Source organism: Mariprofundus aestuarium (assembly GCF_002795805.1).
GTDB lineage: Bacteria > Pseudomonadota > Zetaproteobacteria > Mariprofundales > Mariprofundaceae > Mariprofundus > Mariprofundus aestuarium.
On sequence record NZ_CP018799.1, the window covers coordinates 1,332,254 to 1,357,715 of the forward strand.

A 25,462-nucleotide genomic window follows, 5' to 3' on the forward strand; every position below is an offset into this window, starting at 1 on the left:
CTGTTTTGAATTCCCTGATCATTGGCTCAATACTTTTAATACTCTATGTTTTTGTAGGCCACAATTTTGTGAAATTCTACACGGGTGGCAAAGCAAAAATCATCGAAGCCGGTACGCAAATTAATAAACTTTGCAATACCAACGGGGCATGCCCCACGACCATGAGTGGATGGCATCCATCATTCAGCAACAGCGAAATATTGTATAAAGATAATATGGTCTATTCTGTCAGCTCTGATGAGGGCACTAATAAGGAAAAGAAACATCAAACCTTCAGATTGGTTTACAGCTTCATCATGCCGGATGACTGGTTTGAAGTTCAGGGTGGTGTTGGGGAACCAGTCACTTCGGGCTGGAAAAGCAGATAGATAGTTCCTATCTTCAAGAAACACTCGGTAAAATCATTTCAGTGAATGTCCGCTTTTGGCCGTGAGTCGCCTGTCGTGATCGGCAGCAGTCGGCCGTCCTACGACATTCGTGAGTGCCGGCAACCGACAAGATCACATCATTTGACTGATTAATGCATCCGAACTGTTCGCATTACGCTCCGGCGGGAAAACCTACCTTATCAAGACTAACTACGGGGCGGTTTACCCGGAAATCGGAGAGATCAATTGAGGGGGCTTCACCCAAGATCCAGCGGCTCATGATATCGGCAGTGCCGGGGGCAAGGGCTACGCCATTGCGGTAGTGGCCGGTGGCTACAAACAGGCCGGGATGGCCATCTACAGGGCCGAGATAAGGCATGCCGTCGGGACTGCCCGGACGGAACCCCATCCACTGCTCGATAACCTCAGCATCTTTCAACCCCGGTGTAATGCGATACGTGGCTTCCAGCAGGTTGTTCACGACTGATTCAGTAGTGCCTGGTTGGAAGCCGACTCGCTCCATGCTGGCACCAACGAGAATATGGCCGTCAATACGGGGAACCAGATAGACATCGTCATGTTTGATGATGTGTTTCACTTTACCCGGTTCATCTTTGAGCAGCACGACCTGCCCTTTCACAGGTTCCACCGGCAGCTCAAGGCCGATCTGGCGGGCAAATTCCCCGCTCCAGCTGCCAGCTGCGAGCAACACGGCATCCACTTCAATGGTTTCACCACCCGCAAGCTCTACACTTGAGACATCACCCATCCCGTTTTTACCGACAGCGATCACCTCGGCCTGTTCGCGGATCGGAACCTGAGCGTTTGCCAGAGCCTGTTTAACCGCGGCCAGCAGGCGCGGATTACGTACCTGCCCTACTTCCGGCCATAGCAGTGAGCCTTCAACCTGACTGCTCATGGTCGACTCAAATTCACATGTCTGCCTGGAATCCAGCTCTTCAACCTTCCAGCCGAATCGTTCCGACCAGGCCAGTGCATCCTCACGATGGTGAATGCGATCATCTGCGAACATTGGAATCATCAGGCCACACGATTGCCACTCAGTTTTCAGCCCACTCTGCTCTTCCAGCATAGCATTCATTTCAGGAAACATGGAGAGGCTGGTATCCACAAGATGCGTAAAGCTGTCTGGGTAGAGCCATGGGTGAATCGGACAGAGAATACCGGCACCGGCCCAGCTTGATTCACGGCCCGCATTGCCTTTTTCGAGTATGATGGGCTTAGCGCCAAGGCGATGCAGATAGAGCGCGGTCAGGCAGCCAATAACGCCACCACCAACCACAGCTACACGTTTACCACTACCCTGTTTAAAACTGGCCACGAAACTCTCCCCGGATAAATCGTTCTAATGGACTTGCGGAATCTGTGTTGCATTGCCACCATGCCGCCATGCAAGCCTCTATAGGCCAGCCGATGCAGCTAGCGCAAGCTTATCAACATTGTCTGGGTATCGCACGAAACCACTATGAGAACTTCCCGACAGCATCCAAATTGCTGCGCGCTGACCTGCGCCCTGCTGTTGCTGCGATTTATGCATTTGCCCGTCACGCCGATGATTTGGCCGATGAGGGGGATGCAACGGGTGAAACCAGAATCAAGCAGCTCGATGCATGGGAAACCCTGCTGGAGCGCTGTGAGTCAGATGAAACCATTGATCACCCTGTCTTCATGGCGCTCGGTGATGCGGTAAGAAAACATCAGCTTCCCATTGAGGAGCTGCACAACCTGCTCATCGCATTTCGCATGGATGTTACGATCCATGCATACTCAAGCTTTGATGAACTACGCTTTTACTGCAAACACTCAGCCAATCCGGTCGGGCGTCTGATGCTTGCGCTGCATGGTGTTGACAGTTCTGAAGCGGTTCGCTGTTCAGATAGTATCTGCACTGCACTACAGTTGATTAACTTCTGGCAGGATCTGAGTGTCGACCTGCCCAGAGGTCGCTGCTACCTGCCTCAAACATGGCTGCAGGAGTCAGGGCTAAACAGTCAGGATATGCTGGGTGGAAATATCAGCTTAGAAAAACTGCAGCCGGTTTTGAAGCATGCGCTGCAAACCACCTCAGACCTTCTTGAGGATGGTGTAGCCCTGCTGCCTATGCTGCCTTTCCGCCTTCGCCTTCAGATTGCTGCCACCATCCATGGTGGGCGCCGCATGCTGGGCAAGATTGAGAAGGTGACTCAGCCCATGGAGGAACGCGCCTCACTCTCCAGCGGTGAATGGAAAACCCTGCTGTTACCCGTGTTAAAGGATACGCTTTTCCCTGCATTCGCAATCAAAAGGAAACCTGCATGACCCCCGAACAGTACTGTCGCAACAAAACCCGTGGCTCCGGCTCCTCCTTCTTCTATGCATTCCTGTTTCTGGGCGAGGAACAGCGCCGGGCCATGATGGCGCTCTACGCCTTCTGCCGAGAGGTGGACGACATCGCTGATGAGGTAAAGGAGCAGGAGGTTGCCCTCTCCAAGTTAGCTTTCTGGCGTGAAGAGGTTTCATGCGCATTCAATGGCAAACCACAGCATCCGGTCGGCAGGGAGCTTGCATGGGCTTCTCAGCACTTTCCGATTGATGAGGAGCTGCTGGTTGAGGTTATCGATGGCATGCTGATGGACGTAAGGCGGCAGCCGATCCTCAAACATGCAGATCTGTCGCTTTATGCTTACCGGGTTGCCGGGGCTGTGGGGCTGCTGACCATTGAGGTGTTTGGCTATCAGAGTCGGAAAAGTCGTGATTTTGCCACCTCGCTTGGCGAAGCGCTGCAGCTGACCAATATTCTCAGGGATGTGGCAACAGATGCCAAAATTGGCCGCATCTACTTCCCGCAGGAAGAGCGCATTCGCCACCGCGTCAGTGACCAGGATTTCAAGGATGGCAATATGAGCGAAGGCATGCGCAACCTGCTGCATGATTATGCCGACAGGGCTGAAGGTGCTTACCGTAAAGCACTTGAAAACCTCACCGATGAGGATAGAGAAAGCCTTCGCCCCTCCATTTTGATGGGTACGATCTATTACACCTACCTGCAACGCTTGCGTGAAGTGGATTTCGATGTCTGGCAGAAGCCGGTGCATGTTCTTCCCCTGCGCAAGATCTGGACGGCATGGAAAACGTGGCGTTATGAATCCAACGCTGCGAAGAAAAATATGCCACTGCGGCTGGAGTTCTAACATCTCTTCAGTAGCAGTAGTCGGTGGTGGACTCTGCGGCCTGACAGCTGCCATTCGTCTGGCTGAGTTAGGTGTTCCCGTCATCCTGTTTGAGGCTGCCCCTAAATTAGGTGGCCGAACCCGCTCCTTTTTAGATTCAACGGTATCCGAGCTGTGTGATAACGGACCTCACCTACTGGTTGGCGCCTACACTTCTACGGAACGACTGCTAAATGATTGCGGAGCATCACATGCCATTAACTGGCAGAGATCACTGCAACTGCCCTGCTGGGAGAAAGAGCGCGGCTCCTTCTCATTAACGCCGAGCCGCTGGCTTCCCCTGCCATTGGCCCTGCCACTGGCAGTTTCCAGGATGCCGGGGCATGGTTTGAACTCAGCTTTGGCGATGCTAAGGATCGGCCTCTCCACCTCTTCTCCAGTAGAGACTGGGAGTTCTGTCTCAGAATGGATGAAGAAGCTCGGTGTCCCAAAGGCCATGATTCGCGATATGATCGAACCGCTCTGCCTGGGAGCAATGAATGAGCAGATCGACACTGCTTCTGCAGCCTCTTTTCTCCAGGTTCTGAAAGAGAGTTTTGCAACGCACAAATCTGCGCGACTTGGCTGGTTTAACGCATCACTGGATGAAGCTCTGATAGACCCACTGGTCAAACATGCCGAAAGTCTTGGCGTAAAAATTAATACTTCATGCCGAATCCGGCGTATCGAAACCGATGGCAGTGAAGCTTCTATCGATGGCGAAACTTTTAAGCGGGTCATTCTTGCGCTGCCAGCTTACGCCACGGATAGAGTTCTGAATCGTGACACACAATCTCCTACGGAGATGATCACCAACCTGCATCTCTGGCTGGACCAGCCGATCTCTTTCAATGGCCCCTTCATTGGTGGTATTGGCACTGCTGGGGAGTGGTTCTTCGATGTTTCCAGCCAGATGCGTGAAAGTGGCCCGCTACAGCATCTCTGCGTTGTAATCAGTGCCGATCGGATCAAGATATCAGAGGCAGAGCTTCTGCAAACCTTGAGTCATGAGATCGAACAGATATGCGGCAGACCTGTTTCTCCGGTTCATCATCGCCTTGTCCGTGAAAAGCGGGCAACAGTTCTTGTTCGGCCTCACACTCAGCAGAAACTTCCGGCCTGGCTCATTGATGCCTCCGAGCGCCCTGCTCCCGGTGAATTGCCTGCAACCATTGAAATGGCTGTTCGTCGCGGTGAAAAAGCTGCAAATCAATGCGTAAACAGCCTTCTTTAACGCTTTTATCCACTCCCATAGATCCATAACCCTATTTATTGAAATTTAGCTTACTCAGCTCAAAATAACTCAACGCAATCTACGTAAAGTGCTGTTTTGAATGAACTATTACAATATGCATATTTTTTATGCACATTACTCAACCCCTCACTGCGATGGTAACAGGTAACGGCAAGCACCTTTCATCCACAAAGTTATCCACAGTTTCTGTGGATATCACCACAAGCCTTTCAATAAGCTCCATTTAAGGCTGAAAACATCCATTCTTGCGCTATGGGAAATGGGTTTTATGATTAGAGCTTATGAGCAAACCGTTTCGTAACCCAACCCTTGCAGACAATGTTATCGGCGAAATTGACAGAGCGCTGAACAACATCTTCTGCAAGCAGCCAACATCGCGTTTATACCCTGCATCACAGGCTCCTGAAGAGCCAACCCCCATGAGTACTGAGCAGAAACGACATGCGGCTGGTCTAATGCGCGTAAATCACTCAGGTGAAATGGCTGCACAGGCGCTCTATCAGGGGCAGAGCCTGACGGCACGAGACCCCAAACTGGTTGAGAAACTCAAACACGCATCCATTGAGGAAAGCGACCACCTGAACTGGTGCAGAAACAGGCTTGAAGAACTTGGTGAGCGCCCTTCCCTGTTTGACCCGCTCTGGTATGCGGGCTCATTTGCCATCGGCATGGCAGCAGGCATTGCTGGTGATCGCTGGAACCTCGGTTTTCTCGCTGAAACTGAACATCAGGTCGTCCGCCATCTCGACAGCCATCTGGCAAGTCTGCCTGAAAACGACACACGCAGCAGAGCCATCGTGGAGCAGATGAAAATCGATGAGCAGGGCCATGCGGAACTGGCTGAAGATCTCGGTGCAGCCGAACTGCCCAAACCTGCCAAGCAGGTGATGAAACTGACCTCAAAGATTATGACTACTATCGCTGAAAAGATCTGACTTTTACTGATACCTGAAAAATAATCAGCCATGACGGTGCTGAGCTACGCTGCTATGGTTTGAATCGATTTTATTGAGAGGTGCAGGCTTCATGTCAGGACATAGCAGACGCTCCAGTATCAAGCATGAGAATGCAGCGACAGGTGCTGGTTATGGCACTTCTGATACGGTGATGAAGTTGATCAGCCGGTGAGAATCATCGGCGTTGATCCAGGATCAGTAAAAACAGGTGTAGGCATCATTGATGTGCAGGGTAACCATCTGCGCCATGTCCACCATGCAATGATCCGTACCGGCAAAGGCGATTTTGATGAACGCCTGCATATCCTATTTTCCGGCCTGTCAGAGATTATCAGCCACTTCAAGCCCGATAGCGCTGCCATTGAGGATGTCTTTGTCTCCAAGAATGTCAGCTCAGCCCTTAAACTTGGTCAGGCTCGTGGCGCTTTAGTCGCCGCCTGTGGTTACCATGGGCTGCGTGTTGCACCCTACTCCCCCACCATGGTTAAACAGTCTGTGGTCGGTTTCGGTCGTGCGGACAAGGATCAGGTTGGCCATATGATTCGCATGCTGCTGCATCCCCCTGAGCCATGCCCCGAAGATGCTGCAGATGCCCTTGCCGTAGCCATCTGCCATGCGCATCATTCACCCATGCAGAAGATAGTGGGGAAAATATGATCGGTTGGTTGTCTGGCACAGTTCGAGAACTCGATCCGGCAGGTCTCGTCATCGTGGAAACCGGTGGTATCGGTTATGAGGTCGCGCTTAGCCTTCAGACCCTGTGCAAACTTAAACAGGGAGAAAAGGCAGAGCTCTCCATTCACACCTATGTTCGCGAAGATCAGATCACCCTGTTCGGTTTTGCCAATGGCGCTGAGCGCACCCTGTTCCGCAAGCTGACCAGTGTATCCGGTATAGGTGCCAGAATGGGCCTTAACCTGATGAGCGGCATGAGCACAGAAGAGCTGGTGTGCGCCATCGAGAATGCCGATGATATCGCCATTGCCAGAACACCCGGCATCGGTAAAAAAACCGCTCAGCGGTTGATTCTGGAGCTGCAGGGCAAACTTGATGCCGGCGTTGTTACCGCCAGTGGCTCAACCGTCAGCAATAGCAATGCCGATGTTCGCTCAGCTCTTGCGAATCTCGGCTATAAACCGGCCCAGATCGATGCCGCCCTGAAAAGGGTGGAACCGGCCGATTTTGAAACCATGTTCCGCAACACGCTGAAGGCACTGGCTTAAGGGTGGTCGATATGGAAAATGTTTCCGAAGAGCGCCTGATTGATGGGGCTCCCACCACCACTGACAACTGGGATGCAGCGCTGCGCCCCAAAAGCCTCGACGAATATGTAGGTCAGGAAAAAATCCGTGCCAACCTGAAGATCTATATTCAAGCTGCCAAGGCACGCAACGAATCACTGGATCATGTGCTGCTCTACGGGCCTCCGGGACTGGGTAAAACCACACTGGCCAATATCATAGCCACTGAGATGGGCGTGAACATCCGCGCCACCTCCGGACCGGTCATTGAGCGGCCGGGTGACCTTGCCGCCATGCTGACCAATATCGAAGAGGGTGATGTACTTTTTATTGATGAAATTCATCGTTTAAGCCCGCAGGTGGAGGAGATTCTCTATCCGGCCATGGAGGATTTCCAGCTTGATATTGTGATTGGTCAGGGCCCAGCCGCCCGCTCGATCAAGATGGATATCCCCCGCTTCACCTTGATTGGCGCCACGACCCGCGCAGGACTTCTGACCAACCCACTGCGCGATCGTTTCGGTGTAATTGAACGACTTGAGTTCTATACACATGAACAGCTGGCACGCATTGTCAGCCGCTCAGCAAGCCTGTTGAAAATTCATACCGCCGCTGTTGGCTCGATGGAGATTGCCAAACGTTCGCGTGGCACACCACGCATCGCCAACCGCCTGCTGCGCCGCGTTCGAGATTTTGCCGAAATCGAACATCAGGGGCTCATCGATCAGGCTGTCGCTGATTCATCACTGAAGCGGCTGGAGGTCGACCATCTGGGGCTGGATCATCAGGATCGACGCCTGCTGTTTGTGATTATTGATAAATACAACGGTGGCCCGGTTGGCCTGGATACACTGGCTGCCTCAATATCCGAGGAACGCGACACCATCGAGGATGTACTAGAGCCCTACCTTTTACAGGAAGGACTCATCGCCCGCACCCCGCGCGGCCGTACAGCCACACCGCTTGCCTACGCACATCTCAAGCGCGAGTTGCCCGGAAGTGCCAAGCAGGAGTCATTACTGTGACCTCTTTCACCGAAAGCATGGATATCCGTGTCTATTATGAGGACACCGATCACGGAGGTGTTGTCTACTATGCCAATTACCTTAAATTCATGGAGCGCGCGCGCAGTGAGTTCCTGCGTTCTGCCGGCCTTGAGCTCGATACCATTGAAGCAGATTTCGGTGTGATGTTTGCCGTTACCGAGGCGCACCTTCTCTACCATGCGCCGGCGCTATTTAACGATATGTTGACTGTGGAAAGCAGCCTCACTTTGATACGCGGTGCTCGCATTGCTTTCAACCAGAAGATTTACAGGAAAAGTGACAGAACACTGCTCACCTCAGGTGATATTAGCCTTGCCTGTATCAGCCGCGAAGGTAAAGCAGCACGCATCCCTGCCCCTGTTGTATATCCTCTTCGCAACCATTTAACCCCAAAGGAGATCTCATGAATCAGGATCTGTCGATTCTTACCCTCATCCTGGATGCCGGCTTTGTAGTTCAGGGCGTGCTTCTACTGCTTATGCTGCTCTCGTTCGTTTCCTGGGCGATCATCTTCAATAAGTGGCGCTTCTATCGCAAATCCCGCAATGAAGCAGAACAGTTTTCGCAAAACTTCTGGGGCGGGACTGATATGGATACCATTCTCTCCGGCATTCCACAGCAGTACGCCGACTCGCCACTGCCGAACATCTTTCAGGCGGGTTATCGTGAGTTCATGCGCGCGAACCGCGATGCCAGTCATGAGCAAGCGGGTAAAATCGTTGCTGCAGGTGGCATGGATGGCATCCGTCGCGCACTTGATGCGGCCTTCTCTCGTGAAATGGAAAAGCTCTCCCGCAACCTTGCCTTTCTGGCGACCGTTGGCTCCACATCCCCGTTTATCGGCCTGTTCGGCACAGTTTGGGGCATCGTTAATGCATTCCAGAGCATAGCACTTACCAAAAACACCTCGCTGATCGCTGTTGCTCCCGGTATTGCTGAAGCACTTGTGGCGACTGCGTTCGGCCTGATTGCAGCCATCCCTGCGGTGGTTGCCTACAACAAGTTTACCGCAGACCTTAAACGCATGGCTGCAAACATGGAGCAGTTCAGCTCCGAGTTTCTCAATATCATCTCACGCCACATGAAAGGCTAAGAGTTATGTGGGCCGGACAGAGCAAATGGAGTAAGGATTCCGAACCGATGGGCGAGATCAATGTCACGCCACTGGTCGACGTAATGCTGGTACTTCTCATCATCTTCATGGTAACCGCACCCCTGCTTACGCAGGGTGTGAATGTCGATCTTCCCGATGCCGATGCACCTGCCATGCAGCAGAACATCCAGCCACTGGTTGTGACTATTCGCGCCAATGGTGATATTTTTATGCAGAAAACAGCTGTTGATATCAAGCAGTTAGCACCGCGCATTAAGGCTATGCGAGAGCAGAAGCCGGGACTACCGGTATTCATCCGGGGGGATGCAAAAACACCCTATGGTCGCGTTGCCGAGGTGATGAGCCTGCTGGAAACTGCCGGCATCAGGAAGGTTGGCCTTGTTACAGAGCCACACCGCTAAAAGAGGCCTCTCCGACAACCACTCTGCAGATCTCACCCGGCTGGATCTGCTTTATGCACTGCTTCTGCATCTGCTTGTCCTGATTATCATTGTCGTCCTCTCATTTTGGCATGGACAGAAGCAAGAGGAGCCTCTTCAGCGAATAGAAGTGATGATGATCTCGGCCAAACAGCTTTCTGAGATAGAGCAGATGGCTCGACGCAAGGCACGCCCGGTAAAACAACAGGCGCCCAAACCAAAAGCTGCTGAAAAACCGAAAGTGGATATTAAGAAGGCTCCGGTGCTGAAGCTGGTCGAGAAACCGAAACCCAAAGAGAAGATTGAGCCGAAACCTGTGGAAAGAGCAAAACCTGCTGAAAAAGCTGTAGCGAAAAAGGTAGAGAAAGATTTCGACCCCTTCGCCCCGATCGGCTCAACAACCGACAGAACAGCCTCGACCAATCAGGCCTCCACTTCCCGCCCTGATATCGCCAATATCGCAGGCCAGCAACTCTCGAAAAATGAGATCGAGCGCTATATCGCACTGATGCAGGCGGCGGTACAGGAGCAGTGGAAGGTTCCTGTCAGCAGCAGCAAATTGAATGACCCGCTGGTTGAAATGGAGCTTGCCCGCAACGGTGATGTTGTCTCAGTAAAAATTGCTGAGAGTTCTGGTAATGAGATGATGGATGCTTCACTGATCCGTGCCATTCAGGCCGCTGCACCTTTCCAGATCCCCAAACAGCAGTTCGAGTATTTCCGACATAACAAACTCCGCTTCCGCCCTCTTAAATAATCAGGTAAAACCCACCTGTCTGGGTGGCCGATTTTGTTCTATATTAAGTGCAGGTAGAGGATTTTCGGAGGTGCAATGGAAGTTTCCGAATCAGATCAGAGCCTGACGATCGAAGATATTCAGTGGGATATGATCTCACTGCTCTGGGTGGCCGGACTGTTTTCTCTACTGTTGTTACTTCGTCTTCTTATCAACCAGCCCAATCAAGCCATGCTAATCATTATCCTCCTGCTTATATCTGGCTTACTGCTCTACATCGCCAATCAAGTCTCAGTGAAGTCCCGCTGGCAGTTTGATTTTGATAAGCAGGAACTACTCTGGTCGCAACAGGGGCTGTTGGGCCGCCGCCGTGGCGGCGTTATCCCCTTCTCAAGTATCGAAAGGCCATTTCTGCAGGCTGACTCAGGCATCGCGCCAGACAGCAGGCGCTACAGGCTTGCATTGATTCACTCAGATGGAGCGCTGCCCTTTTACCCCCTACTATCTCCGCGATGACATGGATTATGATAATCTGATAAGTGCAACAAACAGAATCAGTGAAAAAACAATGAGAGGCCCCTTTGATCATGATGATACAATTCGTGACCTGCTTAATCGAGGGATGTACTCCACGGCCATCAGGCAGGCGCGAATCATTCACAAGCTCCCTAATTACAGTAAGGCTGAAACATATATAGCTAACCTCTAGTTCAAACCTTTCAACATCCTGAAACACCGGAACAAAAAAAGCCGCCCATGAAGAGCGGCTTTTTACATCCAGGTTGTGGCTGAAACAGGATCAGAAAATTGATTGATGCGCCCATGCAGTCAGACCCGTGTCCAGCTTAACTTGATACCAGTCCTTCTTTTCTCCCACTTTGGTCACGTAGTCACCCTTCTTCAGGCGGATAACGATCTCTCCCTTCTCGGTTGGGTTCTTACGAATGTTTCCGACATCTACGCCCACCTGCAGCCGTGGTGAAAACAGGGATTTATGTACCCATGCGGTTGCCTCTCCATCCAGCCTGACCTGATACCAACCATCGCTCTCTTTCAGCTTGTAAACCACCTCGCCCTTTTTGAGGCGGGAGACCACCTTGCCACTGTTATCTGGCGCACTCCTTACGTTACCGAAATGGGCAGTTACCTTGATTTTTTCGCCTTTAACCTTTGGCACTACTGACTCTACAACAGTCTCAGGCTTGGCTTCTACAACAGTCTCAGGCTTGGCTTCTACAACAGTCTCAGGCTTGGCTTCTACAACAGTCTCAGGCTTGGCTTCTACAACAGTCTCAGGCTTGGCTTCTACAACGGCCTCAGGCTTGGCTTCTACAACAGCCTCAGGCTTGGCTTCTACAACAGCCTCAGGTTTGGCTTCTGCAACGGCCTCAGGCTTGGCTTCTGCAACGGCCTCAGGCTTGGCTTCTGCAACAGCCTCAGTCTTGGCCTTTTGTTCATTAGCCAATGTCTCCGTGGCTTTCCCGACTTTAACAGGCTGAATCGCCTCAACCCTTTTCTCCTGACTTACCATGGTTGTTTCCACGGCCTGCTGATCGGCTGCAGGCCAGAACACCCACATCAATGAAACTGCAATAGCAGATCCGATAAGGCTCTGAATCACAGTGTAAGAGGCAGGGCGCTTGGTATTAGTAATGCCGTTGGCCTTTTCGATGCCATAGGTGTGGAACTCTTCTTCTAAATTCATCACATTCGTGTTTTTCTCAACATTCAATTCATCGAAACCGCTAAGGTCGCGCTCTTGCGTTGCTACAGGTTCTTCACCCTGCTGTGCATTCTCCCTCTCGATCTCAAGGATATAGCTATCGAAACTCTGCTGCAGGTTATCCATAAAGTGACGAACCTGTGCCTGCAGCTCGCTTACCTCGGCAACCTTATCGACATCGGCAAAAGCCTCCATCTCATGATTAATGATGGCGTGCAATTGCTCCTGAAGGTTTGCACCACTATGCTGAACTTCCGTTGCTGAATGATTCTTGTCGCTCATTTAATACCTTCTCCCGCAGGATTACTGATTTTGCGCAGATACTGCCGAATTGAGCCTGAAATAATGTGATCCAGAACATATTGATTCAAACAGGCGGCCAGTTGGTCGACAGCTGTGAAGGTCTCCATCTGCTCAATTGCTACTGGCATCATGTTTCTCCCAATGTGGCGCTCTATGCTTTTTCATATCGGATCAGCCACTATTGGAGTGATATAGCCATCTCATCTTCGCTTGCGTTGCATCTGGAGAGGTTCTTCTCCCGATACAGACAAATGATGCAGAAAAGGGTTTGACACGCCCGCTGAAATTCGCACACTTCGCGCCGCTGACAAGCAATGCGCCTATAGCTCAGTTGGTAGAGTAGCGGACTTTTAATCCGTGGGCCCTTGGTTCGAGTCCAAGTGGGCGCACCATATAAATCAGGCACTTACGGAAACGTAGGTGCCTTTTTTTATGCTGTATATGCAGCGACCAACACTAAAAAAAAGCTGATGGCCCCCTACCCCATCCAGATCGCACGAACTCCGAGCTGCTTCGGCCTATTCTAATGGGATGGTCCGCTCAGCCCTCTAACGGCATCTGCGCCACATATAGCCGCATATCAACTATTTGCTTCTATAGATCAGACCTCGACGAATTAGCCACTTCTCAATCTCAACCGCCAGCAGCACCAGTGATGAGAGAGCTAGGCAGAAAATCAGATCGAACAGAGGCAGCGGTTGTGTATGGAAAATAGCATTCAAGGCCGGTGTGTAGATCACAGCCAGCTGCAGCAGCAGCGTTAGCAGCACAGCCCCCAGCATCGGCAGGTTGCTGAACAAGCCGATAGTGAAGATCGACTCGCGCTCGCTACGCACGGCCAGCGAGTGGAAAAGCTGTGATACGGTGAGTACTGTAAAGATCACTGTTTGCCAGTAATCCACACCGCGCGCGATGGCCCACGCCTGAGAGGCAATCGAGATGCCACCGACAAACAACCCTACCCAAATGATATGCTGCCACATGCCGTGAGCGAAGATGTTCTCAGTCGGCGGACGGGGTGGGCGCTGCATAATACCTCGCTCCGCAGGCTCGGCAGTGAATGCAAGCCCAGGCAGCCCGTCGGTAACGAGATTGATCCAGAGGATATGGATCGGCAGCAACGGAATCGGCAGGCCAAGGAATGGGGCAAGGAAAAGTGTCCAGATCTCCCCAGAGTTGGAGCTCATGGTGTCCTTGATGAACTTGCGGATGTTGTCGAAGATGCGCCGCCCGGCCTTGACCGCCGTGACGATCGTGGCGAAATCGTCGTCAAGCAGCACCATGTCCGATGCCTCTCGCGCCACATCGGTCCCCTTTTTCCCCATTGACACGCCGATGCCGGCGCGCTTGAGCGCCGGTGCATCATTGACGCCATCTCCGGTCATGGCGACGAACTCACCATTGGCCTGAAGCGCCCTGACAATACGCAGCTTCTGCTCCGGAGACACCCGCGCATAGACCCGCACAGACTCCACAGCACGGGCGAAGGCGTCATCGTCCATGCTGGCCAAGCTGTCACCGCTGAGGATGGCCTGCCTGTCATCTGTAATGCCCATACGTCGAGCAATAGTCATGGCGGTGCTGGGATGATCACCAGTGATCATTACGGGGGTGATGCCTGCTGTCAGACAGTCAGCCACGGCCTGCTGCACCTCTGGTCGTGGCGGATCGATCAACGCCACGAGCCCCAGAAACACCAGCTCCTTTTCAATCGATTCGGCATCCAGCGGCTCCGGTAGGGCTTTAAACTCACGCTTTGCAAAGGCAAGCACCCGGTATCCTTCGCCGGCCAGTTGATCCGCATCGGCCAGCAGAGTACCGACATCGAATTCAACTCCCTCATCAGCCCTGCTACACTGGGCTAGAATCCGCTCGGGTGCACCTTTCATGTAGGCGATGACCCCTTCTCCACCTCTGCGGTGCAGTGTTGTCATCTGTTTGCGTTTGCTGTCAAAGGCAATTGCTGCGAGGCGGGGCACCTCAACTTCCAGCGTGAACTTGTCGAAGCCGCCCTTAAGTGCCGCTTCAAACAGAGCTAGTTCGGTCGGCTCGCCTGCTGGCACCCCATCCTTCTCGACCACGTCGTTATTGAGAGCCAGCGCCTCCCCCAGATCCCCCCATACACGTCCGAAAGCTTTTCCTGGCAAGCCCTCAAGACGTTCTGTGGCGCAAAGAAATAGCTCCGCACTCATATGGTTTTGAGTCAGCGTGCCGGTCTTGTCAGCGCAGATATAGGTGACAGAACCGAGGGTTTCCACGGCCGGTAGATTGCGCACCAGCGCGTTGTGACGGATAAGTTTGCGCGCGCCAAGCGCCAGTGAGATCGTTACGACCGCCGGCAGTGCTTCAGGAATCGCTGCCACCGCAAGACTCACAGCAGTGAGAAACATCAACATTGCAGGCTGCCCCTGCAAAATGCCTGCGACAAAGACAATTGCGCAGATCGCCAGCACACCCAGCGCCAGATAACGTCCAAAACGGGCCAGCCGCTCCTGGAGGGGCGTCTTGACCCCTTTTTCGAGATGCAGCAGTTCGGCGATACGGCCGATCTCCGTTTGCAGGCCGATTGCGACAACTAGGCCTCTGCCGCGCCCCCGAGTAATCAGGGTGCTCTTGAAGGCGGTGTTATGGCGATCCCCTAGTGGCAGGTCACCCTTTTTCAGAGAACTGACCTGTTTACTGACCGGATGCGACTCGCCGGTCAGCGCCGACTCATCTGTCTGCAGCTCTTCACTCTCCAGCAGCCTGAGATCTGCCGGCACGATGTTGCCCGCCTCCAGCAGTACCACGTCGCCCGGAACCAGGTCTGAGGAGGCAAGCGTAACCGCCTTGCCATCGCGGAAAGCTTGCGTCTCTGGAGCTGCCATCTCACGCAGTGCCACTACCGCCTTCTCAGCGCGGAACTCCTGCACCGTACCAATGATAGCATTGAGTATGATGATGACGAGGATGGCAATTGTGTCCTGTGGTTCGCCGACAAACCCTGAGATCACTGCAGCAGCCAGAAGCACCACGATCATAAAATCGGAAAATTGCGCTAGCAGTATGGCCAGCAAAGTACGGTGACGCGCCTCCGGCAACCTGTTGGGGCCATGCAGGGCCCGCCGTTTCTGCACCTCCTCCGATGTTAGCCCATTCGGAAAGGATTCTAGCTTGGCCAGTGCCTGCTCTGCCTCAAGGGCATGCCAGAAAGTCTTCGCCAATCTAATCCCCTTCAATAAGATAGATCAGCAGCACAGTGACCAGCGCAACCAGCAGGGTTTGGATGCCGCTACGCAGCCAAGAGATGCCAGCAATGCGGCCAAGGAATACGCCGAGCAGGAAGATCAGCAGCAACGCTACGATGATGGCTAGATGGAGCGGTGATAGCGGCAACTCTATGCCGGCATTCGCTAGCCATAGTGGTGTGAGGATTAGCAGCGAGATCAACAACGGAGATGAGCCATTAACAAGCGCAACCAGCAGTGGAACCCAGTGTGCTGCCTTGCCATGAGAACTCTCCTGGAGATCGCTGACCATCGCCTCCTCAAGTTTATCAAGTGCCCTCTTTCGCTCTGCCGCTTCGCTCATATAGGCGCTACTCATACCACTCATACCAAGCGCAATGGCCGCCCCTAGGCATGCATTAATCATAATACTCAGATTTTCGGAAGCGCTGATCAGGAAGCCTACAATGAGCCCAAGCATCGTGAGCGCACCATCAAAGCCGTTAACCACAAAATAGCGCCGCACAATATCGCGTGTTCGGGTGATTCGAAGAAGAAACTTCACCTGATCGAGAACTATCACAAGAATTTACCCTGTGTCATTTTCACTCTGCACTTCCACCTCATCGATGCTGTGCAGTGCACCTCCCAGAGTGGCAATAGCGGCCTGAACCGCTTCAAAGTCGATAGCACTACCCACAATTTCAACTTGAAGAGTTTCGGTGTTTTTATCCACCTCGACCACGGTCAGAGTTACATGGTAATCACTGCCCACTTCAGCGATGGCCTTGGAAAACTCCAGTGCATCGGGTTGATGGGGCTTTAGTACATCCAGAACTACTCGTTTAACAGATTCCATAGCAAACCCTCAAGGCCTCCCTGCTTGAGCACAACAGAACAGAGTGCCTTTCTACTTTTGACCATTCATATAATTATTATAGCATACACCTTCACCCTTGCATGACTGATATCTAGGGCTTGCACACAGTGCATGTCCCTATGAGTAACAGAAGGGGAAGCAATAAGTAAAATCAGAGTTTAGGATTCTTTATCCCCTCATTTAAAACCCCTGCCAAAGAGCTTTTCGGTGAAGACAGCCTCCTCATTCCAATGGTGTCCTGTTTTGTCCGGCACGGGGAGCCTCGAACGAGTAACCGGAGTTGGCCGCACCTTGCCGGTCGCGCCACAGGCAATAGTCGACCAAAAATTGCCCCTGATTGCACGGCCACTCGGCCTTATTAAGTTAAGCTGCCTTCGGATACTCCAGTGAATTGAACTATCAAACTGGCCCTGAATGCCTCTGGTACAAAGCAAATAACACAGCGACCTATCAGTTGCCCTTGAGAGCCTGCTCGGCGATGTTATTGGCATGGTCTCTGATCCTTTCGAGATCTTGCAGTACGTTAGGGTAGAGGGCATTGATCAATGGGCTGGCGGTATCGTTTGCTTGTCTAATGAGATGCTTCTTGCGGTATCTAGCCTCAAGCTCATCAAAGTCCTGCTCTATCTGGTTGATGTCTAGAGCCAAGGTGCGGCGATTGCGGTACAGAACCTAACGAGGGGCTTCGAGAGATCGAGACCCCTTTTCTTTTTCTTCTCTAATTTGCCTTTCCATAAGCTTTATTAACCAAGTAACAGCAATGCATATCATTTGTGATCCGCATCACATCTACCGCCAAAGTGCATGATAGAAACACACTCATATGTTCAATATCAGGCTCACGGAGGTCGCTATGCCAATAACACATGATCACTCCCCTCGCACAGAGGATCGTGCTATTTTAATTGCAATTGTGGCGCTAATTACCATTTTCGGAGTTGTTTCATCTTTCATATAAGAGTACCTCGTGATTAGATGACTGATATATCCGGCAGATGACCGGAATGATGACAATCCATGAATAACCCATTTATTAGAGGGGGCGAGCAATCGCCCCCTTTCTCTTTGCCCGTTGCGGCATCCTGCTGCTGCTTTACAATAGCCGCATGAGCTACCGTCCTGTTCCCGACTATCATATGCATACACCGCGCTGTAACCACGCTACTGGCTGCGTCACCGAATATGCTGATGCAGCAGTGAAGGCAGGGCTAACTGAGCTCGGCATGTCCGACCACTCACCGATGCCCGGTGATTACGATAAAGCGTGGCGCATGGGGCACCATGAGTTGAATGACTATATCCGCGAAGTGGAACACGCCCGTGAAAAGTATGCGGACCAGCTCACTATTCGGTTGGGGATTGAGGCTGATTTTCACCCCGGCACGGAAACCTACGTCATGGAGATGATTGAAACCCACCCATGGGACTATGTGATCGGCTCCGTGCACTATATTGGCGACTGGGGCTTCGACAATCCGGATACGATCCAGATATGGGATACCTGGAAAATCGAGGATGCATATTGCGCCTATTTCAAACTGGTGCAGCAGTCAGCCGAATCAGGCCTCTTCAACATTATCGGTCACCCCGACCTGATTAAGAAATTCGGTCATCGCCCTCCATCCGATTCAAAAGCCGTTAATGACGCCATTGAAATGATGTTGCAGGCGGTGAAAAAAGCGGATGTGACGCTTGAGATCAGCTCAGCCGGACTTCGCAAACCTGTAGGCGAGATTTATCCACAAACTAGAATTGTAAAACGGGCAGCAGAGCTCGGTATAACCTTCTCATTCGGCTCCGATGCCCACTCTCCTGTCGAAGTCGGGCACGCTATGGATGACTGCCTTGCACAGCTTGAATCATTCGGTGTTACCGAAGTCGCCAGCTTCAAAAAGAGGCAACGTACCATGATACCCATTCAGCGTACCGCATAGATGGAGAAACAGCTTTCTGTACTTATAACCGGAGCATCCGGCGGCTTCGGACTTGAGTTTGCGAAACAGATAGAACCGCAAGGTTACCGCCTGATCCTTCATGGGCGCGATCTCCCCCGCCTGCAGATGACCCTGGACAGCCTTAAATATCCAGAGCGCCACAGGCTCCTGCAGGCGGATATGACTGCCAAAACAGGTGTCGCCACTCTGCTTCAAGAGCTTGCCGATGAGCAGCTGGTCGGGCTGGTTAATAATGCAGGTTTCGGCATCTGGGGTTCCTTCGAGCGGACCGGTATCGTGCCACAGATCGATGTGATCAAAACCGACCTGAATGCGCCAATCGCAATCACCCATGCGCTGCTTCCCTGTCTGCTTAGAAACAGCGGCTTTGTGATCAATGTGTCGTCACTGGCTGGCGAAGCACCCCTTCCTTACATGAGCACCTATGCTGCCGCCAAAACTGGCCTGACCTACTGGAGCGAATCGCTGCGTGCCGAGCTGGCAGGCAAACTGCGGATTGTAACCCTTGCACCGGGTCCATCGCCGACAGGATTCCGTGATGTTTCCGGAATGCCTTCAGGACCGGGAAGCTTCTTTCGAACCCCGATCCCGCTGATTGTTGACGCCTCACTTAAAACGCTTGAACAAGGCGGCGGCTTCTGCGTGCCGGGATGGCGCCATAAACTACTGTTTTTATTGCAAAAAATAACACCACGTTCAATGGCCATAAAAATCATGGAGGGGCATTTACGACCCTGATGGCAGCCATTTTTTCTCTGAGGATTTCAAGGTTGCAATTAGGGTGGAGAATTCTCTCTACTTTCGCTAGATTGCGCCCCCTTTTTGCGCTCCGGGGGGAGTGATACAAGTTTGAGTGATGTATTCAGATTCATACATGTCGCGCAACTGGTTCTGCCGATTGTTTTGAGTCTAAATCTGTGAGGTTACAAGAATGAGCAATTCACATCCAAGTGTGAACAGAAAACCAGTTAAGCAGGGCCTGTACGATCCTAGGAACGAACATGATGCATGTGGCGTTGGTTTTGTTGCCCAGATCAAAAACGAAAAAAGCCATGATATCGTTGAGAAAGGCCTGGAAATCCTTGAGCGCCTGACCCACCGTGGTGCTGCCGGAGCCGACCCTCGCGAAGGTGATGGCGCAGGCATTCTACTGCAGATTCCCCACCAGTTTTTTGAGGCGGTCACCGCTGATCTTGATTTTGATCTGCCCCCTGCAGGTCACTACGGTGTTGGCATGGTCTTCTTGCCACAGGATGCAGCTTACCGCGCCTCCTGCCAGGAGATCTTTGAAAAAGCTGTAAGCGATGAGGGCCAGAAGGTTCTCGGCTGGCGTGATGTGCCAGTGGATGCCGTCAGTGCAGATCTTCCTGAGAGTGTCACTGCCTGTGAGCCGTTCATTCGCCAGCTGTTTATCGCTCAAGGTGAAAGCTGCACTGATCAGGATGAATTTGAGCGCAAACTGTTTGTGATTCGAAAAGTGGCGAGCAATGCTGTATCCGCACTGGGTCTGGATGACGCTGCCAACTTCTATACTGCATCGCTCTCCAGCCGCACTATTGTTTATAAGGGCATGTTCCACTCCCACCAGGTATCGCCTTACTATGAGGATCTGCGTGATGCACGTATGACCTCTGCACTGGCACTGGTACATCAGCGTTTCTCTACCAACACCTTCCCATCCTGGGAACTGGCTCACCCATTCCGCATGATGGCGCATAACGGCGAGATCAATACCGTACGTGGTAATATCAACTGGATGAATGCGCGCCGTCAGTCCATGCAGTCTGAACTGCTGGGCGATGATCTGACCAAGCTCTGGCCAATCAGTAAAGAGGGCCAATCAGATACAGCATGTTTTGATAATGCACTGGAATTGCTGGTAGCTGGTGGTTATTCACTGGCGCACGCAGCCATGTTGATGATTCCTGAAGCGTGGGCTGGAAACAAACAGATGGATGAGCAGCGCAAGGCATTCTATGAGCATAACGCTGCCCTGATGGAGCCATGGGATGGCCCTGCTGCCGTAGCATTTACCGATGGCCGCCAGATTGGTGCGACACTCGACCGTAACGGCCTGCGCCCTACCCGCTACCTGGTTACCGAAGATGGCTTGGTACTCGGTGCATCTGAGATGGGTGTACTGGATATCCCTGAAGAGAAAATCATCAAGAAATGGCGCCTGCAGCCGGGTAAAATGCTGCTCATCGACCTTGAAGAAGGGCGCATCATTGATGATGCCGAGATTAAACAGCAGCTGGCTTCAGCCAAGCCGTACAAAGAGTGGCTGGCTAAAACCCAGATTCAGTTGGAAAACCTGCCGGAAGAGATTGCGCCTCAGACTCCGGATCACGACACCATGCTGCATCGCCAGCAGTCCTTTGGTTACACCCAGGAGGATATCAAGTTCCTGATGACGCCAATGGCTGTTTCCGGTCAGGAGGGCACAGGATCCATGGGTAATGACAGTCCACTGGCTGTCCTCTCCAACCGTGCCAAACCTCTGTATAGCTATTTCCGCCAGCTCTTCGCACAGGTAACCAATCCACCCATCGACCCAATTCGTGAAGAGATGGTGATGAGCCTGACCTCCATCATCGGCCCCCGCCCTAACCTGCTTGGCCTTGAAGAGAGCGAGCCGCAGCTACGCCTGGAAGTGCTTCAGCCGATCCTCTCTAATGTGGATGTGGAGAAAATTCGCCACATTGATCAGTACACTGACAACCGCTTCCGCACCATCACACTCTCATCCTGTTATGCCATTGATCAGGGTGCTTCGGGTATGGAAGCTGCCATTGAAAACCTCTGCAAGCAGGCGGAAGAGGCAGTTCGTGATCGCTTCAACATCATTATCCTCTCTGATCGCAAGATGGATGCTCAGCATATTGCCATCCCTGCACTGCTGGCCACATCGGCAGTACATCATCACCTGATCCGTGAGGGGCTGCGTACCGAAACTGGCCTCGTTGTTGAAACAGGCTCTGCCCGTGAAGTGCATCACTTCGCCTGCCTGGCAGGTTTTGGTGCTGAAGCAGTCAATCCGTATCTTGCGTTTGAAACATTGGTGGATATGAAACGTCAAGGGCAGTTGCCGAATGACCTGAGCTCTGAGGAAGCTGAAAAGCGTTACATCAAAGCCATTGGCAAAGGACTGTTCAAGGTGATGTCCAAGATGGGCATCTCCACCTATCAGTCCTACTGTGGCGCTCAGATTTTCGAAGCTGTGGGGCTGGCCTCCGACTTCGTGGCGAAATACTTCACTGGCACAGCCACTCAGATTGAGGGCGCAGGCCTTACAGAGATCGCTCAGGAAGCCACCCAGCGTCATATCGACGCCTTCCGTGGTGTTATGATCTACAAAGACGCACTGGATGTCGGCGGCGAATACGCATGGCGTGCACGTGGTGATGCACATACCCTTACCCCTGGCGTTATTGCTAAAGTACAACATGCCGTAAGAACATCTAACTATTCATTATATAAAGAATATGCCGATGAAATAAATGATCAGGCAGGCAAGCTGAAAACACTTCGCGGCCTATTCAAATTCAAAGGTGGCAGTGCCATCCCTCTTGAAGAGGTCGAACCTGCAACAAGCATTGTAAAACGTTTCGCTACCGGTGCGATGAGCTTTGGCTCCATCTCGCATGAAGCGCACAGCACACTGGCGATTGCTATGAACCGTCTTGGCGGCAAATCCAATACCGGCGAAGGTGGTGAAGAGCCAGAGCGTTTCAAACCGATGGCAAATGGTGACTCCATGCGCTCTGCCATTAAGCAGGTTGCATCGGGCCGTTTTGGCGTAACCACAGAATACCTGGCCAACTCCGATCAGATTCAGATCAAGATGGCCCAGGGTGCAAAACCGGGTGAAGGTGGACAGTTGCCTGGCCATAAGGTTGATCAGCGTATCGGCCGCGTACGCCACTCCACACCTGGCGTAGGCCTTATCTCCCCGCCTCCGCACCATGATATCTACTCTATTGAGGATCTGGCACAGCTGATCTTCGATCTGAAGAATACCAACCCGCGTGCTGACATCTCGGTGAAATTGGTATCAGAGATCGGGGTCGGTACGGTTGCTGCCGGCGTGGTCAAAGCACATGCTGATCACGTGGTGATCGCAGGCCATGATGGCGGCACAGGCGCCTCCCCACTGACCTCGATTAAACATGCAGGTTCTGCATGGGAGCTGGGACTGGCTGAAACACAGCAGACGCTGGTGCTTAACCGCCTGCGTGGCCGTACCATCCTGCAGGCTGACGGCCAGATGCGTACAGGTCGCGATGTTGTCATTGCTGCCCTGCTTGGCGCGGATGAGGTTGCATTCGGCACCATCGCACTGATTGCCGAAGGCTGCATCATGATGCGCAAGTGTCACCTCAACACCTGCCCTGTCGGTGTTGCCACACAGGATCCTGAGCTGCGCAAGAAGTTTGTAGGTAAACCTGAAGATGTGGTTAACTTCTTCCTCTACCTGGCTGAAGAGGCTCGTGAAATCATGGCTGAGCTTGGCTTCCGTACCTTTGCTGAGATGATTGGCCGTGCTGACATGCTCGATACCAACGATGCAGTCAGGCACTGGAAGTCGGAAGGACTGGATCTCTCCCCCATTCTGCATCTGGTCGATGCTAACGGTACTTCCGTCTCTCACACCGACACCCAGGACCATGGTCTCGAGAAGTTGATCGACAATAAACTGATCGAACAGGCGAAAGAGGCCCTGGAGAACAGAACACCAGTCGTGATTGAAACACCAATCTGCAATGTTGATCGCAGCTTCGCTACCATGCTTTCAGGTGAAGTAGCCAAGCGTTATGGTCATGAAGGTCTGGCTGAAGACACAATCGTCATCAAGGCCAAGGGTACTGCAGGCCAGTCACTCGGTGCTTGGCTGACCCGTGGTGTATCGATCGACCTGGCCGGTGAAGGCAACGACTATGTTGGTAAAGGCCTCTCTGGAGGACGCATCGCCATCTACCCGCCTGCCGAGTCCAAGCTGATTGCCGAGGAGAACATCATTGTCGGTAATACCGTGCTCTTCGGTGCTACTGAAGGTGAATGTTATTTCAACGGTGTCGGCGGCGAACGCTTTGCCGTACGTAACTCAGGCGCAGTTGCCGTTGTTGAAGGTGTTGGTGACCACGGTTGTGAATATATGACCGGTGGCACCATCGTGGTTCTCGGTGATACAGGTCGCAACTTTGCTGCAGGCATGTCCGGCGGTATCGCTTATGTACTGGATGCCGACAATACATTCGAGAGCCGTTGTAACATGGCTCAGGTTGCACTGGAACCTATTGCTTCAGAAGCCGATGCTCTGGAAGAACTGGACCATCAGGGCCCTGATCTGGAAACACACGGCCGTGTGAACATCAAACACACGCTCTCTCAGAATGACCAGAAGATTCTGCGCACACTGATTCAGCGTCATGTGCACTACACCAACTCTGCCGTTGGTAAGCGCATTCTTGAAAACTGGAACGATTACCTTGGCCAGTTTGTTAAAGTGATCCCGGTGGATTACCGCCGTGCACTGGCCGACATGGAAGCGGAAAAAGCAGCAGCTGCAAAGGAGACTATCAATGGGTAAGGCAACCGGATTTAAAGAATTCGCTCGCGAAAACCTGAGCTACGCACCGGTCGCAGACCGTATTGTACACTTCAAAGAATTTTCCAAGCTGCCTGAAGATATGGCAACACAGGGTGCCCGCTGCATGGATTGCGGCATCCCCTTCTGCCATAACGGCTGCCCTATCAACAACATCATCCCGGACTGGAATGATGCGGTTTATCATGGCAACTGGCGTGAAGCGCTGGATGTACTGCACTCCACCAACAACTTCCCTGAATTTACCGGCCGCATCTGCCCTGCTCCATGTGAAGAGGCGTGTACTGTTGGCCTGATCGGTGATTCAGTTTCGATCAAAAACATCGAGCTCTCCATTGTTGAAAAAGGGTGGAAAGAAGGCTGGATCACACCGCAGATTGCGGCAGTTAAAACAGGCAAGCGTGTCGCCATCGTCGGATCAGGTCCTGCGGGCATGGCAGCGGCTCAGCAGCTTGCCCGTGTAGGACATGAAGTGGTTGTATTTGAGAAGAATGACCGTATTGGTGGCCTGATGCGTTATGGCATCCCGAACTTCAAGTTCGAAAAGTCCGTGATTGATCGTCGCATGGGTCAGATGCGAGCAGAAGGCGTGGAGTTCCGTGTGAACTCTGCTGTGGGTGATAATGTATCAGCCAAGGATCTGGTTAACGATTTCGATGCTGTCGTTCTCTCCGGCGGTTCCGAGAAGCCACGTGACCTGCCGGTTCCTGGCCGTGAACTCAATGGCGTTCATTTCGCCATGGAGTTCCTGACCAAGAACACCAAACGCGTTCTCGGTGATGATATCCCTGAAGATGAATTTATCTCTGCAGCCGGTAAACACGTCGTTGTTATCGGTGGTGGTGATACCGGTTCTGACTGCATTGGAACCTCTGTCCGTCACGGCGCTGAATCTGTTACCCAGATTGAAATTCTGCCGAAACCAGAAGCTGTTCCGAACAAGCTCGTCACATGGCCAAACTGGCCGATGAAACTTCGCACCTCCACATCTCAGGAAGAGGGTTGCGAGCGTGACTGGGAAGTTTCCACTAAACGTTTCATCGGCGATGCTGATGGCAATCTGCAGGCTGTTGAATGCGTTCGTGTTGAATGGACACAGGAAAATGGCCAGTGGAAGCTGAACGAGATCGAAGGCTCTGAATTCGAACTGCCTGCACAGCTGGTTACATTGGCCATGGGTTTTGTGCATCCTGTTCATGAAGGCATGCTGGAAGAACTGGGTGTTGAAAAAGATGGTCGAGGTAACGTGGTTGCCTCTGACACTGACTATGCAACCAGCCTTGATAAGGTGTTTGCTGCCGGTGACATGCGTCGTGGTCAGTCACTGGTTGTCTGGGCCATCCGTGAAGGCCGTCAGTGCGCACGTGCTGTGGATGAGTTCCTGATGGGTTCAACCACCCTGCCCCACTAAATTAGGGCATACCAACCTGAAACGAAGGGCCG

General features: G+C 52.4%; 24 protein-coding genes and 1 tRNA gene. 18 read left to right on the top strand and 7 right to left on the bottom strand.

Annotation, left to right across the window (positions count from 1 at the left end; genetic code table 11):
• Positions 1–5 precede the first annotated feature (5 nt).
• The gene (locus Ga0123461_RS06520; RefSeq protein ID WP_157819266.1) at positions 6–368 is read left to right on the top strand and encodes a hypothetical protein; all 363 of its coding nucleotides are present in this window, start codon (positions 6–8) and stop codon (positions 366–368) included.
• 172 nt (positions 369–540) lie between these two features.
• Here Ga0123461_RS06520 and thiO read toward each other — a convergent pair whose 3' ends face one another.
• Positions 541–1,710: a glycine oxidase ThiO gene (thiO, locus tag Ga0123461_RS06525; protein WP_232710055.1), complete on the bottom strand. Its 1,170-nt coding sequence runs from the start codon at positions 1,708–1,710 to the stop codon at positions 541–543.
• A gap of 68 nt (positions 1,711–1,778) precedes the next feature.
• Here thiO and hpnC point away from each other — a divergent pair, with 68 nt between their 5' ends.
• The 12 genes from hpnC (at position 1,779) to Ga0123461_RS06585 (ending at position 10,860) form a co-directional block, all read left to right on the top strand.
• Positions 1,779–2,687 carry a squalene synthase HpnC gene (gene hpnC, locus Ga0123461_RS06530; protein WP_100277599.1) on the top strand — a complete coding sequence of 303 codons (909 nt, stop codon included), beginning with the start codon at positions 1,779–1,781 and terminating at the stop codon, positions 2,685–2,687.
• Positions 2,684–3,559: a presqualene diphosphate synthase HpnD gene (gene hpnD, locus Ga0123461_RS06535; protein WP_100277600.1), complete on the top strand. Its 876-nt coding sequence runs from the start codon at positions 2,684–2,686 to the stop codon at positions 3,557–3,559. Before hpnC ends, hpnD begins: the two co-directional genes overlap by 4 nt.
• Positions 3,510–4,811, top strand: a complete 1,302-nt coding sequence (locus tag Ga0123461_RS06540; RefSeq protein WP_100277601.1) for a hydroxysqualene dehydroxylase — start codon at positions 3,510–3,512, stop codon at positions 4,809–4,811. The genes hpnD and Ga0123461_RS06540 overlap by 50 nt, the downstream gene beginning before the upstream one ends.
• Positions 4,812–5,113: 302 nt before the next feature.
• Complete coding sequence (gene coq7 / locus Ga0123461_RS06545) at positions 5,114–5,767, top strand: 2-polyprenyl-3-methyl-6-methoxy-1,4-benzoquinone monooxygenase (RefSeq protein ID WP_100277602.1); 654 nt, start codon at positions 5,114–5,116, stop codon at positions 5,765–5,767.
• Positions 5,768–5,956: 189 nt separating this feature from the next.
• Positions 5,957–6,445 carry a crossover junction endodeoxyribonuclease RuvC gene (gene ruvC / locus Ga0123461_RS06550; protein ID WP_100277603.1) on the top strand — a complete coding sequence of 163 codons (489 nt, stop codon included), beginning with the start codon at positions 5,957–5,959 and terminating at the stop codon, positions 6,443–6,445.
• Positions 6,442–7,011, top strand: a complete 570-nt coding sequence (gene ruvA, locus Ga0123461_RS06555) for a Holliday junction branch migration protein RuvA (protein WP_100277604.1) — start codon at positions 6,442–6,444, stop codon at positions 7,009–7,011. Before ruvC ends, ruvA begins: the two co-directional genes overlap by 4 nt.
• Before the next feature lie 11 nt (positions 7,012–7,022).
• Entirely contained in the window at positions 7,023–8,054 is a 1,032-nt protein-coding gene (ruvB, locus tag Ga0123461_RS06560) for a Holliday junction branch migration DNA helicase RuvB (RefSeq protein ID WP_100277605.1), read from the top strand.
• Complete coding sequence (gene ybgC / locus Ga0123461_RS06565) at positions 8,051–8,482, top strand: tol-pal system-associated acyl-CoA thioesterase (RefSeq protein WP_269467104.1); 432 nt, start codon at positions 8,051–8,053, stop codon at positions 8,480–8,482. The genes ruvB and ybgC overlap by 4 nt, the downstream gene beginning before the upstream one ends.
• Complete coding sequence (gene tolQ, locus Ga0123461_RS06570; RefSeq protein WP_100277606.1) at positions 8,479–9,168, top strand: protein TolQ; 690 nt, start codon at positions 8,479–8,481, stop codon at positions 9,166–9,168. Before ybgC ends, tolQ begins: the two co-directional genes overlap by 4 nt.
• 5 nt (positions 9,169–9,173) lie before the next feature.
• Positions 9,174–9,590 (top strand): protein TolR, encoded by a 417-nt coding sequence (tolR, locus tag Ga0123461_RS06575; RefSeq protein ID WP_100277607.1) that lies wholly within the window; start codon positions 9,174–9,176, stop codon positions 9,588–9,590.
• Positions 9,568–10,365: a TonB family protein gene (locus Ga0123461_RS06580; protein ID WP_100277608.1), complete on the top strand. Its 798-nt coding sequence runs from the start codon at positions 9,568–9,570 to the stop codon at positions 10,363–10,365. Before tolR ends, Ga0123461_RS06580 begins: the two co-directional genes overlap by 23 nt.
• 75 nt (positions 10,366–10,440) lie before the next feature.
• The gene (locus Ga0123461_RS06585) at positions 10,441–10,860 is read left to right on the top strand and encodes a hypothetical protein (protein WP_100277609.1); all 420 of its coding nucleotides are present in this window, start codon (positions 10,441–10,443) and stop codon (positions 10,858–10,860) included.
• 283 nt (positions 10,861–11,143) lie between these two features.
• On the opposite strand, the gene Ga0123461_RS06590 is transcribed toward Ga0123461_RS06585, so the two are convergent.
• Both Ga0123461_RS06590 and Ga0123461_RS12355 read right to left on the bottom strand, forming a co-directional pair.
• Positions 11,144–12,349 carry an SH3 domain-containing protein gene (locus tag Ga0123461_RS06590; protein WP_100277610.1) on the bottom strand — a complete coding sequence of 402 codons (1,206 nt, stop codon included), beginning with the start codon at positions 12,347–12,349 and terminating at the stop codon, positions 11,144–11,146.
• Positions 12,346–12,498 carry a hypothetical protein gene (locus Ga0123461_RS12355; protein ID WP_157819267.1) on the bottom strand — a complete coding sequence of 51 codons (153 nt, stop codon included), beginning with the start codon at positions 12,496–12,498 and terminating at the stop codon, positions 12,346–12,348. Before Ga0123461_RS12355 ends, Ga0123461_RS06590 begins: the two co-directional genes overlap by 4 nt.
• Before the next feature lie 188 nt (positions 12,499–12,686).
• Here Ga0123461_RS12355 and Ga0123461_RS06595 point away from each other — a divergent pair.
• Positions 12,687–12,762: transfer RNA gene (locus Ga0123461_RS06595), tRNA-Lys, on the top strand.
• Between the two features lie 192 nt (positions 12,763–12,954).
• Here Ga0123461_RS06595 and Ga0123461_RS06600 read toward each other — a convergent pair.
• The 4 genes from Ga0123461_RS06600 to Ga0123461_RS12790 form a co-directional block, all read right to left on the bottom strand.
• Positions 12,955–15,573 (bottom strand): cation-translocating P-type ATPase, encoded by a 2,619-nt coding sequence (locus tag Ga0123461_RS06600; RefSeq protein ID WP_100277611.1) that lies wholly within the window; start codon positions 15,571–15,573, stop codon positions 12,955–12,957.
• 1 nt (position 15,574) lies between these two features.
• Positions 15,575–16,159, bottom strand: a complete 585-nt coding sequence (locus tag Ga0123461_RS06605) for a VIT1/CCC1 transporter family protein (RefSeq protein ID WP_100277612.1) — start codon at positions 16,157–16,159, stop codon at positions 15,575–15,577.
• Positions 16,160–16,165: 6 nt separating this feature from the next.
• Complete coding sequence (locus Ga0123461_RS06610) at positions 16,166–16,435, bottom strand: DUF211 domain-containing protein (protein WP_100277613.1); 270 nt, start codon at positions 16,433–16,435, stop codon at positions 16,166–16,168.
• Between the two features lie 471 nt (positions 16,436–16,906).
• Positions 16,907–17,104: a PhoU domain-containing protein gene (locus Ga0123461_RS12790; RefSeq protein ID WP_157819268.1), complete on the bottom strand. Its 198-nt coding sequence runs from the start codon at positions 17,102–17,104 to the stop codon at positions 16,907–16,909.
• A 458-nt stretch (positions 17,105–17,562) separates the two neighbouring features.
• On the opposite strand from Ga0123461_RS12790, the gene hisJ reads away from it, so the two are divergent.
• The 4 genes from hisJ to Ga0123461_RS06635 all read left to right on the top strand — a co-directional run bounded on the left by hisJ (position 17,563) and on the right by Ga0123461_RS06635 (position 25,430).
• The gene (gene hisJ / locus Ga0123461_RS06620; RefSeq protein ID WP_232710057.1) at positions 17,563–18,390 is read left to right on the top strand and encodes a histidinol-phosphatase HisJ; all 828 of its coding nucleotides are present in this window, start codon (positions 17,563–17,565) and stop codon (positions 18,388–18,390) included.
• Positions 18,391–19,149, top strand: coding sequence for an SDR family NAD(P)-dependent oxidoreductase (locus tag Ga0123461_RS06625; protein ID WP_100277616.1), 759 nt, complete (start codon positions 18,391–18,393; stop codon positions 19,147–19,149).
• A 193-nt stretch (positions 19,150–19,342) separates the two neighbouring features.
• The gene (gene gltB / locus Ga0123461_RS06630) at positions 19,343–24,001 is read left to right on the top strand and encodes a glutamate synthase large subunit (protein ID WP_100277617.1); all 4,659 of its coding nucleotides are present in this window, start codon (positions 19,343–19,345) and stop codon (positions 23,999–24,001) included.
• Positions 23,994–25,430, top strand: coding sequence for a glutamate synthase subunit beta (locus tag Ga0123461_RS06635; RefSeq protein WP_100277618.1), 1,437 nt, complete (start codon positions 23,994–23,996; stop codon positions 25,428–25,430). Before gltB ends, Ga0123461_RS06635 begins: the two co-directional genes overlap by 8 nt.
• The last annotated feature ends 32 nt before the right edge of the window (positions 25,431–25,462 follow it).

Bases quoted from the DNA above. Each gene is read 5' to 3' on its own strand.
- ruvA (WP_100277604.1), top strand. From the start codon at position 6,442: ATGATCGGTTGGTTGTCTGGCACAGTTCGAGAACTCGATCCGGCAGGT.
- Ga0123461_RS06635 (WP_100277618.1), top strand. From the start codon at position 23,994: ATGGGTAAGGCAACCGGATTTAAAGAATTCGCTCGCGAAAACCTGAGC.
- Ga0123461_RS12355 (WP_157819267.1), bottom strand. From the start codon at position 12,498: ATGCCAGTAGCAATTGAGCAGATGGAGACCTTCACAGCTGTCGACCAA.
- hpnD (WP_100277600.1), top strand. From the start codon at position 2,684: ATGACCCCCGAACAGTACTGTCGCAACAAAACCCGTGGCTCCGGCTCC.
- Ga0123461_RS06625 (WP_100277616.1), top strand. From the start codon at position 18,391: ATGGAGAAACAGCTTTCTGTACTTATAACCGGAGCATCCGGCGGCTTC.
- coq7 (WP_100277602.1), top strand. From the start codon at position 5,114: ATGAGCAAACCGTTTCGTAACCCAACCCTTGCAGACAATGTTATCGGC.
- tolQ (WP_100277606.1), top strand. From the start codon at position 8,479: ATGAATCAGGATCTGTCGATTCTTACCCTCATCCTGGATGCCGGCTTT.
- gltB (WP_100277617.1), top strand. From the start codon at position 19,343: ATGAGCAATTCACATCCAAGTGTGAACAGAAAACCAGTTAAGCAGGGC.
- hpnC (WP_100277599.1), top strand. From the start codon at position 1,779: ATGCAAGCCTCTATAGGCCAGCCGATGCAGCTAGCGCAAGCTTATCAA.
- Ga0123461_RS06585 (WP_100277609.1), top strand. From the start codon at position 10,441: ATGGAAGTTTCCGAATCAGATCAGAGCCTGACGATCGAAGATATTCAG.
- Ga0123461_RS06540 (WP_100277601.1), top strand. From the start codon at position 3,510: ATGAATCCAACGCTGCGAAGAAAAATATGCCACTGCGGCTGGAGTTCT.
- tolR (WP_100277607.1), top strand. From the start codon at position 9,174: ATGTGGGCCGGACAGAGCAAATGGAGTAAGGATTCCGAACCGATGGGC.
- ruvB (WP_100277605.1), top strand. From the start codon at position 7,023: ATGGAAAATGTTTCCGAAGAGCGCCTGATTGATGGGGCTCCCACCACC.
- Ga0123461_RS06590 (WP_100277610.1), bottom strand. From the start codon at position 12,349: ATGAGCGACAAGAATCATTCAGCAACGGAAGTTCAGCATAGTGGTGCA.
- Ga0123461_RS06610 (WP_100277613.1), bottom strand. From the start codon at position 16,435: ATGGAATCTGTTAAACGAGTAGTTCTGGATGTACTAAAGCCCCATCAA.
- hisJ (WP_232710057.1), top strand. From the start codon at position 17,563: ATGAGCTACCGTCCTGTTCCCGACTATCATATGCATACACCGCGCTGT.